Source organism: Pseudomonas nabeulensis (genome assembly GCF_004682045.1).
Taxonomy (GTDB): domain Bacteria; phylum Pseudomonadota; class Gammaproteobacteria; order Pseudomonadales; family Pseudomonadaceae; genus Aquipseudomonas; species Aquipseudomonas nabeulensis.
Genome location: NZ_QUZT01000007.1, coordinates 1 through 14,238 on the forward strand (window position 1 = coordinate 1; position 14,238 = coordinate 14,238).

A 14,238-nucleotide genomic window follows, 5' to 3' on the forward strand; every position below is an offset into this window, starting at 1 on the left:
GGGGGGCGAAGCCGCCCTAAAACCAGGCGCCGTGGTGTGTCAGTTGGACCGAGGTGTATGGATTTGGGGCGGCTCCGCCCCCCAGCGCGGGGCAAGCCCGCTCACTACATCAGACGACGAGATCATTCATCTCGCAATATTCGTCCCACTCGACACCCAGCACCTCGGCTGCCTCTTTGTGCAAGGCCAGGCGTGCGGCTTCGAATTCTTCCGCTGTCGAGGTGTACTTGAGGGTCAGCTCCCAAGGCTGGTAGCCCTGGCTCTCGGCCTCGTCCTCAAATGCCCACTGGATCTGGTCACGCTGATCATCAGCGCTCAGGTCTTTGATCTCTTCTTTAAGCTGCGGCGATTCCTCGAGGTATTTTTCGAGGGCTGCTTGATGCCGAACTTCCTGGGTCATTTCAGTCGTGGTCATGTTGTTCTCTTTGGATCGAGGAATGGGGATGCATCTGGGACATCAGGTTGCGCAGATACAAAAGAGCAGGCACGAATGCCGGCACGTCTGGCCTTCAGAACCATTCTTGGGATCATCTGAAAACATTGCCTTTGAAGCATTGCCTTTGAAACAGTGCTGCCTTTTTGCCCGAGACAGGAATCGAACCTGCGACCTTCGCGTTACGAGTGCGCTGCTCTACCAACTGAGCTACACGGGCGGTGGGCTAAAGCTAGCACCGCATGGGGCGTCCGGCAACTTGCGGGCTTTAGCGGGCAATCACGCCCTGGGCCCAAAAGCGCGGCTGCAGCAAGTTGTCATGGGTGTCGAGGTACTGCTGCTGGGCTTGCGCGATATGTGGGACATCACGAACTGCGATAACGATCAGCAGACCAACGGCTATCACACTCAACGTTTTCCATGCGCCCCAAGCCAACGGCAGCGCAGCCGACGCCGGGGTTCGCCCTACATGCAGTGCCATCAGCCAGCCCACAACCAACGCCAACCACACCTGGGAATTGGGCATCACAATGACGCCGTCGACCATCGCTTGCACCAGCGCACCGATCAACGCCGCGAACAAGCATAACCGCAGCAGGTCCACGCGCTCACTGGACACCGCCCCGTCGCGCAGCTCTCCGACCGTGGCCCAGCCACCCCGCCACGCCAAAACCGCCACGCACAACGCCGAAGGCACGCCCCATTCGCTGGCCCATTGCAGGATGGCTTGATGCGGGTGAGCGGCAATCTTGTTGGCAATATCGGCAAAGTGCATAGGCCCGAAGCCCAGCCAAGGGCGCTCGACGATCATGTGCCACGCCTGCCACCAGATCGGCCCACGGCCCGACAATGAAGTGGTGAGGCGATCGCTGGCAGCGCTGACAACCTCAATGCCCAGATGGTCCGCCAACACGGTAAACATGAGCCAATACAGCATCAGCCCACCGCCTAACGCCGCCAGTTGCCAACCCACCCAACGCCGGCCCCAGGGCCCAATGACCGCCAGTATCACGCCCGCGATGCCCATTCCGAGCCAGGTACCGCGCGTGCCGCCGCTGATGGCGATCAACCACCAGACACACAGCAGCGTGAACACCAAGCCCTTGAAGGGGCGGGAAACAGTCGGGATCAATAAAGGCAGTGCCAACAACGGCAGGGTGAATGTCTGGAACTGGCCGTAAAACCGTTTATTGGAAAAACTCGATAACAATAGGTCGGTGTCCAGCGTCGGCTCGCCACTGCTGAACGCAAGCCCCGCCGCGTACAGATATTGCGTCGATTTGATCAGGCACAGCGCCGTCACGACTAGGATCAGGGTCCGGTCCAGACGTTCACCGCCACGACGCCGAAACAAGGCGAAGGCCACCGCGATGGCTCCACAACTGATAAACAGCGCCACTTCGGTGAAGGCCCAGAGCGGCTGGTGCGCCAATAACGAGGACACCAGCCCCAGCACGATGATCAGCACCAGACCCAGGGCGGTAGCCCGGTCCACCAAGCGCTCGACAGGAGCAACCGACAGCCCATACAGCACCGCGCAAAGCCCAATGGCAATCTGCATCACTCGCTGCACGTCGTGCCCGCTGAACGGTGCACATACGCCAATGACCAGCAAACAAGCCGTTACTGCCAGGAAAATACTGCCGCGCTGCTGTACGGTTAACGCCATCGACCACCTCTGCGTCCATGTGAAAGGTGTAGCAGTTATGCCCCGTCGACGCCGCATCCCTTGGCGACATATTTTTCTTCAGCTGTCGTGGTGCATTTCCAGCCGGTGGTGGCGCTGCGCGTCAGGGTGATGATCTTGTTCAGCACCGGCGCGGGAGCGTCGAGGATTTCGCAACTGATGGTGCCCGCGCCGGTGGCCACGTCGCCGGTGACGTCGATAGCGCAATTGGCGGTGGTCTTGCTGGTGCCGCCGATCAATTCCAGGGTCGGCACCGTGCCTTGGTTGATGGTGGACTCATACCCGGCCTTCAACGCCGTGATTTCAGCCAGGCCGGCGGTGAACTTGGCCTTGGCCTGGTGTGTGGTGTACATCGGCAGGCCGATGGTGGCCAAGATGCCGATGATTGCCACGACGATCAACAGCTCGATCAGGGTAAAACCTTTTTGACGTATCACATTCACTCTCCAGGATAGAACTCATGACAAGGCGCATCCTGCGCCCCGTGTTGTGCCGCGGCGCCAGTGTACTCATCCGCACGCAGCCAGGCGCCTGCAAGACGCACATTCTGACATTTTAACCACCGCCATCGGCCTGCCCGAATCCGTCACCTGACTAAGCTATAAATCTTCGACGATCTCTGTGCAGAACCACGACATGGACAACGCTTCAACGATCTACGCCTGGGAAGGCATCAACCGCAACGGGCGCCGAGTGGCAGGGCAAATCAGGGGGCACAACCCCGCCTTGATCAAGGCACAACTGCGCCAGCAAGGCATCAGCCCCGACCGGGTTCGCAAGCAGTATCCCGCGCTGCCGAGCCTCACCCGCCCGATCAAAACGACGGATATCACGCTGTTCACTCGACAATTGGCCACACTGTTGCGGGCCGGGGTGCCGCTGTTGCAGGCCTTCGACATTATCAGCGAAGGTGTCGACAGCCGCCCGCTCCGTGAGCTGGTGCAAGGGCTGAAACAAGAGATCGCCAGCGGTCTTGCCCTGGCAGACGCGCTGCGCAAACACTCGCGGCATTTCGATGAGCTGTATTGCAACCTGGTGGCCGCCGGCGAACAGTCCGGAGCGCTTGAAACGCTGCTGGAGCGTGTGGCAATCCACAGGGAAAAGAGCGAACAGCTCAAGGCCAGGATCAAGAAGGCCATGACTTACCCGATTGCGGTCCTGTTGGTTGCAGGCATTGTCACCAGCATTCTCTTGATCCATGTCGTACCGCAATTTCAGAGCCTGTTTGACGGGGTCGACAGCACACTGCCCGAGTTCACCCTGCACGTCATCGCCTTGTCGGCGTTCATGCAAAAGGCCTGGTGGGTGTTGGGGTTTGGCCTGGGCATAGGTGCCATGGGGCTGCGGCAGGCCTACAAGACTCACCCCCGCTTTCGCCATTGGCTGGATGCAGGTTTGTTGAAAGCGCCCCTGGCAGGCAAACTGCTGAGACATTCTTGCGTGGCCCGCTTCGCCCGCACGCTGTCCACGACTTTCGCCGCCGGTGTGCCGCTGGTGCAGGCGTTGGACTCGGCGGCGGGGGCCGCGGGCAACGCACCGTTCAAACAGGCAATCGAGCATATGCGTCACGATGTATCTACCGGCATGCCGTTGAATCAATCCATGGCCAGCAGTGGCCTGTTCCCGGGCATGGCGATCCAGATGACGGCGATTGGTGAGGAGTCAGGCACCCTTGACCGCATGCTGGAAAAAGTCGCCAACCATTTCGAGACCGATGTGGATAACCAGGTCGACAACCTCACCAGTCTGATGGAACCACTGATCATGGTGGTGTTGGGGGGTATTGTCGGCGCATTGGTGATCGCCATGTACCTGCCGGTATTTCAGTTGGGGAGTGCATTGTGAGCCTGCTGTTGAGTGAACATCCGCAGGCGTTTGTCTGGCTGGCGTTGGTGCTGGGGTTGATCGTCGGCAGCTTCCTCAATGTGCTGGTGTGGCGCCTGCCAAAGATGCTCGAACGCGAATGGCGCGCCCAGGCCCATGAAGTGCTCGGCTTACCGGCAGAACCCGCCGGGCCGACCTACAACCTGATGCACCCCAACTCCCGCTGTCCGCACTGCAATCATCCGATCCGTCCCTGGGAAAATATCCCGCTGCTCAGTTATCTGGTGCTTCGGGGCCGCTGCGCCCATTGCAAGGGGCCGATCAGCGCCCGCTATCCGCTCACGGAACTGGCCTGTGGGCTGATCACTGCGTTCGTGGCCTGGCACTTCGGGTTCGGCTGGCAAGCGGGAGCAGTCATACTGCTGAGTTGGGGCTTGCTGGCGATGAGCTTGATCGATGCCGATCACCAATTGCTACCCGATGTGCTGGTGCTGCCTTTGCTGTGGCTGGGGCTGATCGTCAATGGATTCGGCTTGCTGACCACATTGCCTGACGCCCTGTGGGGCGCGGTGATCGGCTATATGAGCCTGTGGAGCGTGTTCTGGTTGTTCAAATTGCTCACCGGCAAGGACGGCATGGGCCACGGCGACTTCAAGCTGATGGCATTACTGGGGGCATGGGGCGGCTGGCAGATTCTGCCGATGACACTGCTGATGGCGTCGCTGGTGGGCGTGATTGTCGGGTTGGTCCTGATGCGTGTGCGCAAGACCCACGCATCGACACCCATGCCATTTGGTCCGTATCTGGCCATTGCCGGCTGGATTGCATTGCTCTGGGGTGGTCAAATAACCGACTTCTATTTGCAGTCTGTCGGTTTCAGATGACCACTTCTGTTGCAACACCCTGGATTCTTGGCCTCACCGGCGGCATCGGCAGCGGTAAAAGCGCGGCGGCCCAGCACTTTATCGACCTGGGCATCGACCTGGTGGACGCCGATCATGCTGCCCGCTGGGTGGTGGAGCCTGGCCGGCCGGCCCTGGCCCGTATTGCCGAACACTTTGGCGATGGCGTGCTACAGCCCGACGGCCAGCTCGACCGCGCCGCGTTGCGTAAACTGATCTTTGAGGTCCCCGATGAGCGCCGCTGGCTGGAAGCCCTGCTGCACCCGCTGATTGGCGAGGAGATTCGCAGCCACCTGGCGCGGGCGCGCTCGCCTTACGCGATCCTGGTGTCACCGCTGCTGATCGAGTCCGGCCAGTACAGCATGACCCAGCGCATTCTGGTGATCGACGTGCCGCAATCCTTGCAGATTCAGCGTACCCTGCAGCGCGACGGCATCAACGAGCAGCAGGTGCAGGCGATTCTCAAGGCCCAGTCCAGCCGCGAAGACCGTCTGAAACATGCCGATGATGTGCTGGTCAATGACAGAGACCTCGCCTGGTTGCACAGCGAGGTCGAGCGACTGCACCACTTTTACCTTACTTTGCGTGGAGGCCGATCATGAGCCAACCCTTGACCGTCGACTGCCCAACCTGCGGTGCACCCGTGGAATGGAAAGCGACCAACCTCAACCGGCCGTTCTGCTCGGACCGTTGCAAACTCATCGACCTGGGCGCCTGGGCGGCGGAAGAACACAAGATTCCGGTGGCCCCGGATGCCGAAGACGAACTATTTTCCGAAGACCTGACGCCGCGCCATTAAGGCCGCATAAAGGCGTATTCCTGCTGGTCGTCGAGGTTCTCTGCAAGGTATTGCAGCTCGTCGGCCAGGTCTTCAAAGGTGCGCACGCCCTTGCTTTGCTGCACCACGGCGCTGAGCATGGCGCGCAAGGTCAAACCCGGGTCGAAACCGATTTCCTGCGCTGCGTCCTGGCTTCTGCGTAACTCCTGCCGTGCCCACTCGTACACACTCATGATGCCGCGCTCCTGGAAAATTTCGCAGAGCATGGACCTGCACGCCCGCCCGGGATTTGATCTGGATCAACGCTGCGAATCGTCGTCCTTCCAGGGCGCCGACAGATATCGGGTACGGTTGAACGTCTCCAGCCATTCCGGGCAAAACACCACCAGGGCACTGATCACCATGCCGTTGATAAAGGCTTCCGGGAAGATGATCAGCCATAGGTAGCCGACAAAATCTTCCAGCCACTCCGGCATAGCAAAGCGCCCGTCGAACCACAGCAGTCCCAGCCCAAATAACAGGCACAGCAGCGCAGACAATGCCGCGGCAAAAAAACCGGAACAGAAGATATAGATGAACGGATTGCGCGGTTGCGCACGCTCCACCACCAGCGCACAGGCTTCGGTCACCAGCACCGGCAGCCCAATCAGCAACAGGCCGTTGACGCCGAGCGCGGCCAAGTCCTGGCGACCCAACAGCATCAAACCCAACTGGGCAGCGAAGCCCCCGACAATTGCCAGGGGCCAGTCCAACAGCAGGGTTACGGCGGTCATGCCGATAAAGTGATAGGAAACCCCGGTATCAAAATCTCGCCGCACCAGCCATAGCATGAACAACGCGAATACCGTGCCGAACAATAAATGCTGGCGACGCCGGTCGGCGAACAACTCCACCCACGGCGAACGCAGGGTCGCCCACAGCACCAGCGGCACATACAACAGCCATCCGATGCCGAGGGTTGACGGCGCCAGCACTGCGGCACTGATCACGGTGGCACTCTCCCTGTTGGTTGATCAATCGGACAGCCAGTCTACACCGACCTTTCTCAACGGAACTTCCTACGGTCATGATTTGAACGCTAAGCTGGTGACATGGATGACTCAGATTACCTGCGCCTACTCACCGTAGCGGCCGAACAAGCCAACGCGTTCCTGTCCAATGCCCGCAAATGGGAGCGCGAGCGTTGGGTCTGCCAGCGCCTGCTGCAAGGCTTGAATGTGCCCTACCGTGCCGAAGAGTTTCACGCCGCCGGGCAAGAGCCGCCGGACGTGCTGTTTCGCGATGCCAGTTTCGAGGTGTTTTTCGTGCTGGATGAAGGCCGGCGCCTGAACGACGAATGGCGCGATGAGCTGATGCGCCGACGCAGCGCTTTTTCCCTGAGCCAACTGGTGCGGCGCGAAGCCAAGCCGCGACGCATCCCGGCCCATGAATTCCTGCTGCGCCTGGCCCCCACATTGCGCAAAAAAGCGCACAACTATAAAGAGCGCGGGATGGACCTGGGCGAACTGGACCTCGTCGCGTTCACCAGCCTCAAGCGCGAAGTGCTCGACCTCAACAGTCATTTTCCACCCCCGACGGAATACCTGCGCCAAGGCTGGCGCTCGCTGTCACTGGTGGGGCCGACCTTTGCACGGGTGCTGTTCGCCCATCCGGATGCGCCGGATTTCTTGCGCAACAACCTGGGCCGCAGCATAGTATTCGACGTGGGCATCAGCCTCTGATCCCCCGGACTGTAACGTGGCGCCCTTTTGCAACGTCTACCTGACGAGGCCTTTATGACCAGCCGCCTGAACCCCGATGACCAACAGCATGTCGAAGAGTACCTGCAACTCTCCCAAAACCGAGTCGAGCGCAAGCCTTTCCGGCCGTGGCTGCTCCTTGGCGTGGTGCTTGTTGCCGTGATCGGCCTTGGTCTGCTGAGCCGCCTTTTGAGTTACCTGACGCTATGAGCTGCCTGGCGCTCGCGAGGGTAACTGCTCCGATTTCTTTTAGCCTTGCGAGATATCCCCATGACCCATCGTATTATTATCGTCGGCGGCGGCGCCGGCGGCCTGGAGTTGGCTACCCGCCTGGGTAAGACTCTGGGCAAGCGCGGCACTGCCAGCATCACGCTGGTGGACGCCAACCTGACCCATATCTGGAAGCCCCTGCTGCACGAAGTGGCCGCCGGTTCGCTGAACTCTTCGGAAGACGAACTCAATTATGTCGCCCAAGCCAAATGGAACCACTTCGAGTTCCAACTGGGGCGCATGAGCGGGCTCGACCGTGAACAGAAGAAAATCCAACTGGCTGCCACCCTCGATGAAGAAGGCCGCGAACTGGTGCCCGCGCGCGTGCTGGGCTACGACAGCCTGGTGATCGCAGTCGGCAGTACTACCAACGACTTCGGCACCGAGGGCGCGGCGCAACACTGTCTGTTCCTCGATACGCGCAAACAGGCCGAGCGCTTCCACCAGCAGTTGCTCAACCACTACCTGCGCGCCCACGCCGGGCAGACCGATGTAGAAGAAAAGATCAGCGTCGCCATCGTCGGCGCAGGTGCCACCGGCGTTGAGCTGGCGGCAGAGCTGCATAACGCCGCCCATGAGCTCGCAGCTTACGGCCTGGACCGCATCAAGCCGGAAAACATGCACATCACCCTGATTGAGGCCGGCCCACGGGTGCTCCCTGCCCTGCCGGAACGTATCGGCGGGCCTGTGCATAAAACCCTGGAGAAACTTGGGGTGACGGTACTGACCAACTCGGCCGTCAGCGAAGTGACAGCCGACGCGTTGATCACCAGCAGTGGCCAGGTGATTCCCGCCAGCCTCAAGGTATGGGCCGCCGGGATCCGTGCACCGGGCTTCCTCAAGGACATCGACGGCCTGGAAACCAACCGCATCAACCAATTGCAGGTGTTGCCGACGCTGCAAACCACCCGCGATGAAAACATCTTCGCCTTTGGCGACTGCGCCGCCTGCCCGCAACCGGGCACCGACCGCAACGTGCCGCCACGGGCCCAGGCGGCTCACCAGCAGGCTTCGTTGTTGGCAAAATCGTTGAAGCTGCGTATCGAGGGCAAGGACCTGCCGAGCTACAAGTACACCGACTATGGCTCGCTGATTTCGTTGTCGCGTTTTTCCGCTGTGGGTAACTTAATGGGTAACCTGACCGGCAGCGTGATGCTGGAGGGATGGCTGGCGCGGATGTTTTATGTGTCGTTGTACCGCATGCACCAGATGGCGCTGTATGGGTTTTTCCGTACGGCCATGCTGATGCTGGGCAGCAAGATTGGGCGCGGGACTGAGCCGCGTCTCAAGCTGCACTAACAGCATCGTCCCTGGAGAAACTCAATCAATGTGGGAGGGGGCTTGCTCCCGATAGCGGTGGGTCAGTGGAATCATATACCACTGATACACCGTCATCGGGGGCAAGCCCCCTCCCACATTTGATCTCCAGTGGATTGGGAGTTTTTCACAGACAAAAAAAATCCCCGTATCTTTCGATACGAGGATTTTTAATATGGTCGGGGTAGGGGGATTCGAACTCCCGACATCCTGCTCCCAAAGCAGGCGCGCTACCGGACTGCGCTATACCCCGGTAAAAAAAAGGCGACCTTTCAGTCGCCTTCTTCGATCAGCGCTTTTGGCCTCTGATCTTAAGATTCGATTCCAGCCTGAACTGGTCTCAAAAATGGTGGGTCGTGTGGGATTCGAACCTACGACCAATTGGTTAAAAGCCAACTGCTCTACCAACTGAGCTAACGACCCAAATATGGTCGGGGTAGGGGGATTCGAACTCCCGACATCCTGCTCCCAAAGCAGGCGCGCTACCGGACTGCGCTATACCCCGATTTGAAATTGGCTCCGTGACCAGGACTCGAACCTGGGACCCAATGATTAACAGTCATTTGCTCTACCGACTGAGCTATCACGGAACTACATATTTCAAATGTACAACTTCTACTGCGATGCAACCTTCTCTTCGAGTCTTCCGTATCGCTACGTTGTCATGTCTGAGGCGCGCTATTCTACAATCTTAAAAACCCCTGTCAACCCTTTAAATTGCTTTTAAGACAATGATTTGCGCTTGTTTCTGATTTCTTCTTGGGGAGAAGAAACCCGTGGGCTGACGTTGTTGCGGGGCGCACTTTACAAGCCTTTTCCTTACAGTTCAACGCCCTATCGAAAAAAAAAGGCCCCGCAATGCGGGGCCTTCTTTTATTGCGCCTCTGGCAGGCCTTAGTGGAAGACGATTTCGTCGTTCTCCACCGTCGCTTCGACGCTGGTGCCCGGCATAAAGCTGCCCGACAGGATCAACTGCGCCAGCGGGTTCTCGATCCAGCGCTGGATCGCACGTTTCAGAGGCCGTGCGCCATACACTGGGTCGTAACCGACCGCGATCAGCTTGTCCAACGCCTCGCTGCTCAACACCAGGTCCAGCTCGCGCTCGGCCAGGCGGCCACGCAGGCGACCCAACTGGATCTCGGTGATGCCCGCGATCTGATCCCGTGCCAGAGGCTCGAAGATCACCACTTCGTCGACCCGGTTGATGAACTCCGGACGGAAGTGACTGGTCAGCGCATCCATTACAGCAGCGCGCTGGCCTTCACGGTCCCCTACCAGCTCCTGGATCTGTGCGGAGCCCAGGTTGGAGGTCATCACGATCACCGTGTTGCGGAAGTCCACGGTACGCCCGTGGCTGTCCGTCAGGCGGCCATCTTCCAGCACTTGCAACAGGATGTTGAACACATCCGGGTGCGCCTTCTCGACCTCATCCAACAGGATCACCGAGTAAGGCTTACGCCGCACGGCTTCGGTCAGGTAACCGCCCTCTTCGTAGCCCACATAGCCTGGTGGTGCACCGATCAGGCGTGCCACCGAGTGTTTCTCCATGAACTCGGACATATCGATCCGCACCATGGCCTCTTCAGTATCAAAGAGGAACTCGGCCAAGGCCTTGCACAGCTCGGTCTTACCTACACCGGTCGGGCCGAGGAACATAAACGAGCCGCTTGGACGGTTCGGGTCGGACAAACCGGCCCGCGAACGCCGTACCGCGTTGGACACCGCCACCACGGCCTCTTCCTGACCGATCACACGTTCGTGCAACAGGCTTTCCATTTTCAGCAGTTTGTCGCGCTCACCTTCGAGCATTTTCGACACCGGAATGCCGGTCCACTTCGAGACGACTTCGGCGATTTCCTCCTCGGTCACCTTGCTGCGCAGCAATTGGTTCTCGGGTTTGCCATGCTGGTCGACCATTTGCAGGCTGCGCTCCAGGTCCGGGATCACCCCGTACTGCAACTCGGCCATGCGGTTCAGGTCGCCTTTACGGCGTGCCGCTTCCAATTCCTGGCGAGACTGCTCGATCTTTTGCTGGATCTGCGCAGAGCCCTGCACTTCGGCTTTTTCCGAGGTCCAGATTTCTTCCAGGTCCGAATACTCGCGTTCCAAGCGGACGATTTCTTCCTGGAGTTTTTCCAGGCGTTTCTTCGCCGCGTCGTCTTCTTCTTTCTTCAGGGCCTGGGATTCAACTTTCAGTTGGATCAGGCGCCGATCCAGACGGTCGAGCACTTCCGGCTTGGAGTCGATCTCCATGCGAATGCGGCTGGCTGCCTCGTCGATCAGGTCGATGGCCTTGTCGGGCAACTGCCGGTCGGTGATATAGCGATGGCTCAATTTGGCCGCAGCAATGATCGCGCCGTCAGTGATCGCCACCTTATGGTGGACCTCATAACGCTCTTTCAGGCCACGCAGGATCGCGATGGTGTCTTCTTCGCTCGGTTCTTCCACCAGCACTTTCTGGAAGCGACGTTCAAGGGCCGCGTCCTTTTCAATGTACTGGCGATACTCGTTGAGCGTAGTGGCACCGACGCAGTGCAATTCACCCCGCGCCAATGCTGGCTTGAGCATGTTGCCCGCATCCATGGAGCCTTCGCCTTTACCGGCGCCGACCATGGTGTGCAGCTCGTCGATAAACAGAATGATCTGCCCTTCCTGCTTCGACAGTTCGGTCAGCAGGGATTTCAGACGCTCTTCGAACTCACCACGGAACTTGGCACCGGCGATCAACGCCCCCATGTCCAAGGACAGCAGGCGCTTGCCTTTAAGGCCGTCCGGCACTTCACCATTGATGATGCGCTGGGCCAAGCCTTCGGCAATCGCGGTTTTACCCACGCCAGGCTCACCGATCAGCACCGGGTTGTTCTTGGTGCGACGTTGCAATACCTGGATGGTGCGACGAATTTCGTCGTCACGGCCGATCACCGGGTCAAGTTTGCCGTCTTCGGCGCGCTTGGTCAGGTCGACGGTGTACTTATCCAGGGCTTGGCGCGACTCCTCATGGTTGGGGTCGTTCACCGCATCGCCGCCACGCAGGTTGTTGATGGCGTTCTCCAGGGCTTTCTTGCTCACGCCCTGGCCCAGCAACAACTTGCCGAGCTTGCTGTTTTCGTCCATCGCGGCGAGCAGCACCAGTTCGCTGGAGATGAACTGGTCGCCCTTTTGCTGGGCCAGACGGTCTGCTTGGTTGAGCAGGCGCGCCAGGTCCTGGGACATATTCACGTCGCCGGTCGGATTTTGGATTTTCGGCAGTTGGTCGAGCTCTTTGCTCAACTCCTTGCGCAGGCTATTGACGTCAAAGCCCACCTGCATCAGCAAGGGCTTGATAGAACCACCTTGCTGTTCCAGGAGTGCCTGCATCAAGTGCGCAGGCTCAATGGCCGGGTGGTCGAGGCCCACCGCCAATGATTGGGAGTCAGATAACGCCAACTGCAATTTGCTGGTTAAACGATCAATACGCATTAGTCACCTTCCTTTTGAGCAGGCCGGAGCTATAAAACTTCCTGAATAGAGAAACCTGCCAGATACCCTTATAGATGGGGTGGATTCTGGGAGTTTCAAGCGTCGGACAGTTGACGCAGGTCAGAAGAGTCTAGCGCTCAAGCCAGATAAGGGAGGCGAACCGACCCGTGCGAGGGCTGCGGCGGTAAGAAAAGAAGCGCGGGTCGGTCACGGTGCAGAAACCGCCACCATACACCGCGGTGACACCCCGTGCGGCCAGGCGCAGACGCGCCAGCTTATAGATGTCAGCCATGAACTTGCCGGGATTGCGGCTTGGCACGAAGGCTTCGGCGCTGGCCGGCAGTTGCTGCATAAAGGCTTCACGCACTTCCGGGCCGACTTCAAAGGCTTGCGGGCCAATGGCCGGGCCCAGCCACACCAGAACATCGGCAGGCTCGGCGTCCAGGCTTTCATAAGCGGCTTCCAGCACGCCAGCCGCCAACCCACGCCAACCGGCATGAGCGGCGGCGACGCGGGTGCCGGCACGGTTACAAAACAGTGCTGGCAAGCAATCGGCGGTCATGGACGTACAGGCGATGCCGGGGGTACTGGTCCAACTGCCATCGGCTTCGGCCGTTCGGCCTGGATCAGCCTCGACCACGGTCACACCGTGGACCTGGCGCAACCAGGCCGGTTGAATAGTGAAAGCATCACTAAGACGGCGGCGATTCTCAAGGACAGCCTCCAGGCTGTCCTCGACATGATCGCCCAGGTTGAGGCTGTCGAACGGCGCCAGGCTGACGCCGCCCGCACGGGTGGTGACGCAGGCTTTGACCTGAGCCGGCGCAGGCCAGTCAGGAATCAGCCAGTCACTCATCCGATAAACGCCTCGCGATCCTGCTTGAGCAGCGACAACAACCAGACCAGATCGTCCGGCAGTGGCGATTCCCAGCTCATCCGCTTACCGCTCGTCGGATGATCCAGTTCCAGGAAACGTGCATGCAGTGCCTGGCGCGGGAAATTCTTCAGCGATTCAACCATGGTCGCGCTAGCCGCCGGCGGAATGCGGAAGCGTCCACCGTAGGCCGGATCGCCGACCAACGGGAAGTTGATGTGGGCCATGTGCACGCGAATCTGGTGGGTACGGCCGGTTTCCAGCTTGACCCGCACGTGGGTGTGGGAGCGGAAACGCTCGAGCACACGGTAGTGGCTCACCGCCTGCTTGCCGCCTTCCATCACCGCCATACGCTGGCGTTGCTGGCCGTGGCGACCGATTGGGGCGTTGATCTTGCCACCCGCCACCACGACGCCGATCACGATGCACTCGTAGATCCGGCTGACGCTGCGGCTCTGCAGTTGTGTGACCAACTGCGTCTGCGCCTGAATGGTCTTGGCCACCACCATCAAGCCGGTGGTGTCCTTATCCAGACGGTGCACGATGCCGCAGCGCGGCACATTGATGATGTCCGGCACGTGGTGCAGCAAGGCATTGAGCAAGGTGCCATCAGCGTGCCCGGCCGCCGGGTGAACCACCAGGCCTGCGGGTTTGTTGATGACCAGGATGTCGTCGTCTTCATAGACGATGTCCAGCTCGATGTCCTGGGCGACCCATTCTCCCTGGGCTTCCTGCTCGGCAGTCAGCTCAAGAATCGCACCACCATGGACTATGTCTCGCGGGCGGATAACCGCTCCATCCACAGTCAGGCGGCCGTCTTTGATCCAGGCGGAAAGGCGCGAGCGCGAGTGCTCAGCGAATAATTGTGCGGCGACTTGATCGAGGCGTTGGCCGCCCAATTCGGACGGCACCTCTGCGCGAAGTTCAATTTTATCGGACATGCTCAGACTAGGCG

Annotated in this window: 15 protein-coding genes and 5 tRNA genes; 7 read left to right on the forward strand and 13 right to left on the reverse strand. The window is 59.7% G+C overall.

What is annotated here, in order from left to right:
• Positions 1–109: 109 nt before the first annotated feature.
• The 4 genes from DYL61_RS05665 to DYL61_RS05680 form a co-directional block, all read right to left on the reverse strand.
• Positions 110–415 (reverse strand): DUF6388 family protein, encoded by a 306-nt coding sequence (locus DYL61_RS05665; protein ID WP_105697428.1) that lies wholly within the window; start codon positions 413–415, stop codon positions 110–112.
• A 165-nt stretch (positions 416–580) separates the two neighbouring features.
• Positions 581–653 (reverse strand) — tRNA-Thr (locus tag DYL61_RS05670).
• 48 nt (positions 654–701) lie between these two features.
• The gene (locus DYL61_RS05675; RefSeq protein ID WP_135307555.1) at positions 702–2,102 is read right to left on the reverse strand and encodes an O-antigen ligase family protein; all 1,401 of its coding nucleotides are present in this window, start codon (positions 2,100–2,102) and stop codon (positions 702–704) included.
• A 35-nt stretch (positions 2,103–2,137) separates the two neighbouring features.
• On the reverse strand, positions 2,138–2,554 hold the full coding sequence (locus tag DYL61_RS05680) for a pilin (protein ID WP_135307654.1): 417 nt from the start codon (positions 2,552–2,554) through the stop codon (positions 2,138–2,140).
• Positions 2,555–2,756: 202 nt separating this feature from the next.
• On the opposite strand from DYL61_RS05680, the gene DYL61_RS05685 reads away from it, so the two are divergent.
• The 4 genes from DYL61_RS05685 to yacG are packed head-to-tail and all read left to right on the forward strand — an operon-like array spanning position 2,757 to position 5,645.
• Positions 2,757–3,965 (forward strand): type II secretion system F family protein, encoded by a 1,209-nt coding sequence (locus DYL61_RS05685; RefSeq protein ID WP_135307556.1) that lies wholly within the window; start codon positions 2,757–2,759, stop codon positions 3,963–3,965.
• Positions 3,962–4,828 (forward strand): prepilin peptidase, encoded by an 867-nt coding sequence (locus DYL61_RS05690; protein ID WP_135307557.1) that lies wholly within the window; start codon positions 3,962–3,964, stop codon positions 4,826–4,828. Before DYL61_RS05685 ends, DYL61_RS05690 begins: the two co-directional genes overlap by 4 nt.
• A complete protein-coding gene (gene coaE, locus DYL61_RS05695; RefSeq protein ID WP_105697432.1) occupies positions 4,825–5,448 on the forward strand; it encodes a dephospho-CoA kinase in 624 nt (207 codons plus the stop codon). The genes DYL61_RS05690 and coaE overlap by 4 nt, the downstream gene beginning before the upstream one ends.
• Positions 5,445–5,645 (forward strand): DNA gyrase inhibitor YacG, encoded by a 201-nt coding sequence (gene yacG / locus DYL61_RS05700; protein ID WP_004372356.1) that lies wholly within the window; start codon positions 5,445–5,447, stop codon positions 5,643–5,645. The genes coaE and yacG overlap by 4 nt, the downstream gene beginning before the upstream one ends.
• Here yacG and DYL61_RS05705 read toward each other — a convergent pair.
• The gene (locus DYL61_RS05705; RefSeq protein ID WP_025856597.1) at positions 5,642–5,857 is read right to left on the reverse strand and encodes a hypothetical protein; all 216 of its coding nucleotides are present in this window, start codon (positions 5,855–5,857) and stop codon (positions 5,642–5,644) included. The two genes, yacG and DYL61_RS05705, sit on opposite strands and share 4 nt — an antisense overlap.
• Before the next feature lie 66 nt (positions 5,858–5,923).
• Positions 5,924–6,613, reverse strand: coding sequence for an energy-coupling factor ABC transporter permease (locus tag DYL61_RS05710; protein ID WP_135307558.1), 690 nt, complete (start codon positions 6,611–6,613; stop codon positions 5,924–5,926).
• A 102-nt stretch (positions 6,614–6,715) separates the two neighbouring features.
• On the opposite strand from DYL61_RS05710, the gene DYL61_RS05715 reads away from it, so the two are divergent.
• Genes DYL61_RS05715 through DYL61_RS05725 form a run of 3 tightly spaced genes read left to right on the forward strand, consistent with a single transcriptional unit; the run spans position 6,716 to position 8,932 of the window.
• Positions 6,716–7,345, forward strand: a complete 630-nt coding sequence (locus DYL61_RS05715) for a DUF1780 domain-containing protein (RefSeq protein WP_105697434.1) — start codon at positions 6,716–6,718, stop codon at positions 7,343–7,345.
• Positions 7,346–7,399: 54 nt separating this feature from the next.
• Entirely contained in the window at positions 7,400–7,573 is a 174-nt protein-coding gene (locus tag DYL61_RS05720) for a DUF3094 family protein (protein WP_064450648.1), read from the forward strand.
• Positions 7,574–7,633: 60 nt separating this feature from the next.
• Positions 7,634–8,932: an NAD(P)/FAD-dependent oxidoreductase gene (locus tag DYL61_RS05725; RefSeq protein WP_135307559.1), complete on the forward strand. Its 1,299-nt coding sequence runs from the start codon at positions 7,634–7,636 to the stop codon at positions 8,930–8,932.
• 194 nt (positions 8,933–9,126) lie between these two features.
• On the opposite strand, the gene DYL61_RS05730 is transcribed toward DYL61_RS05725, so the two are convergent.
• From DYL61_RS05730 to rluD, 7 genes are all read right to left on the reverse strand, one after another.
• Positions 9,127–9,203 (reverse strand) — tRNA-Pro (locus DYL61_RS05730).
• Positions 9,204–9,297: 94 nt separating this feature from the next.
• Positions 9,298–9,373 (reverse strand) — tRNA-Lys (locus DYL61_RS05735).
• A gap of 5 nt (positions 9,374–9,378) precedes the next feature.
• Positions 9,379–9,455 (reverse strand) — tRNA-Pro (locus tag DYL61_RS05740).
• Between the two features lie 9 nt (positions 9,456–9,464).
• Positions 9,465–9,540, reverse strand: a tRNA-Asn gene (locus tag DYL61_RS05745).
• Between the two features lie 304 nt (positions 9,541–9,844).
• Positions 9,845–12,409: an ATP-dependent chaperone ClpB gene (gene clpB / locus DYL61_RS05750; RefSeq protein ID WP_135307560.1), complete on the reverse strand. Its 2,565-nt coding sequence runs from the start codon at positions 12,407–12,409 to the stop codon at positions 9,845–9,847.
• 130 nt (positions 12,410–12,539) lie between these two features.
• Positions 12,540–13,265, reverse strand: a complete 726-nt coding sequence (gene pgeF / locus DYL61_RS05755; RefSeq protein ID WP_135307561.1) for a peptidoglycan editing factor PgeF — start codon at positions 13,263–13,265, stop codon at positions 12,540–12,542.
• Positions 13,262–14,224 (reverse strand): 23S rRNA pseudouridine(1911/1915/1917) synthase RluD, encoded by a 963-nt coding sequence (gene rluD, locus DYL61_RS05760; protein ID WP_105697438.1) that lies wholly within the window; start codon positions 14,222–14,224, stop codon positions 13,262–13,264. Before rluD ends, pgeF begins: the two co-directional genes overlap by 4 nt.
• Positions 14,225–14,238: the final 14 nt, after the last annotated feature.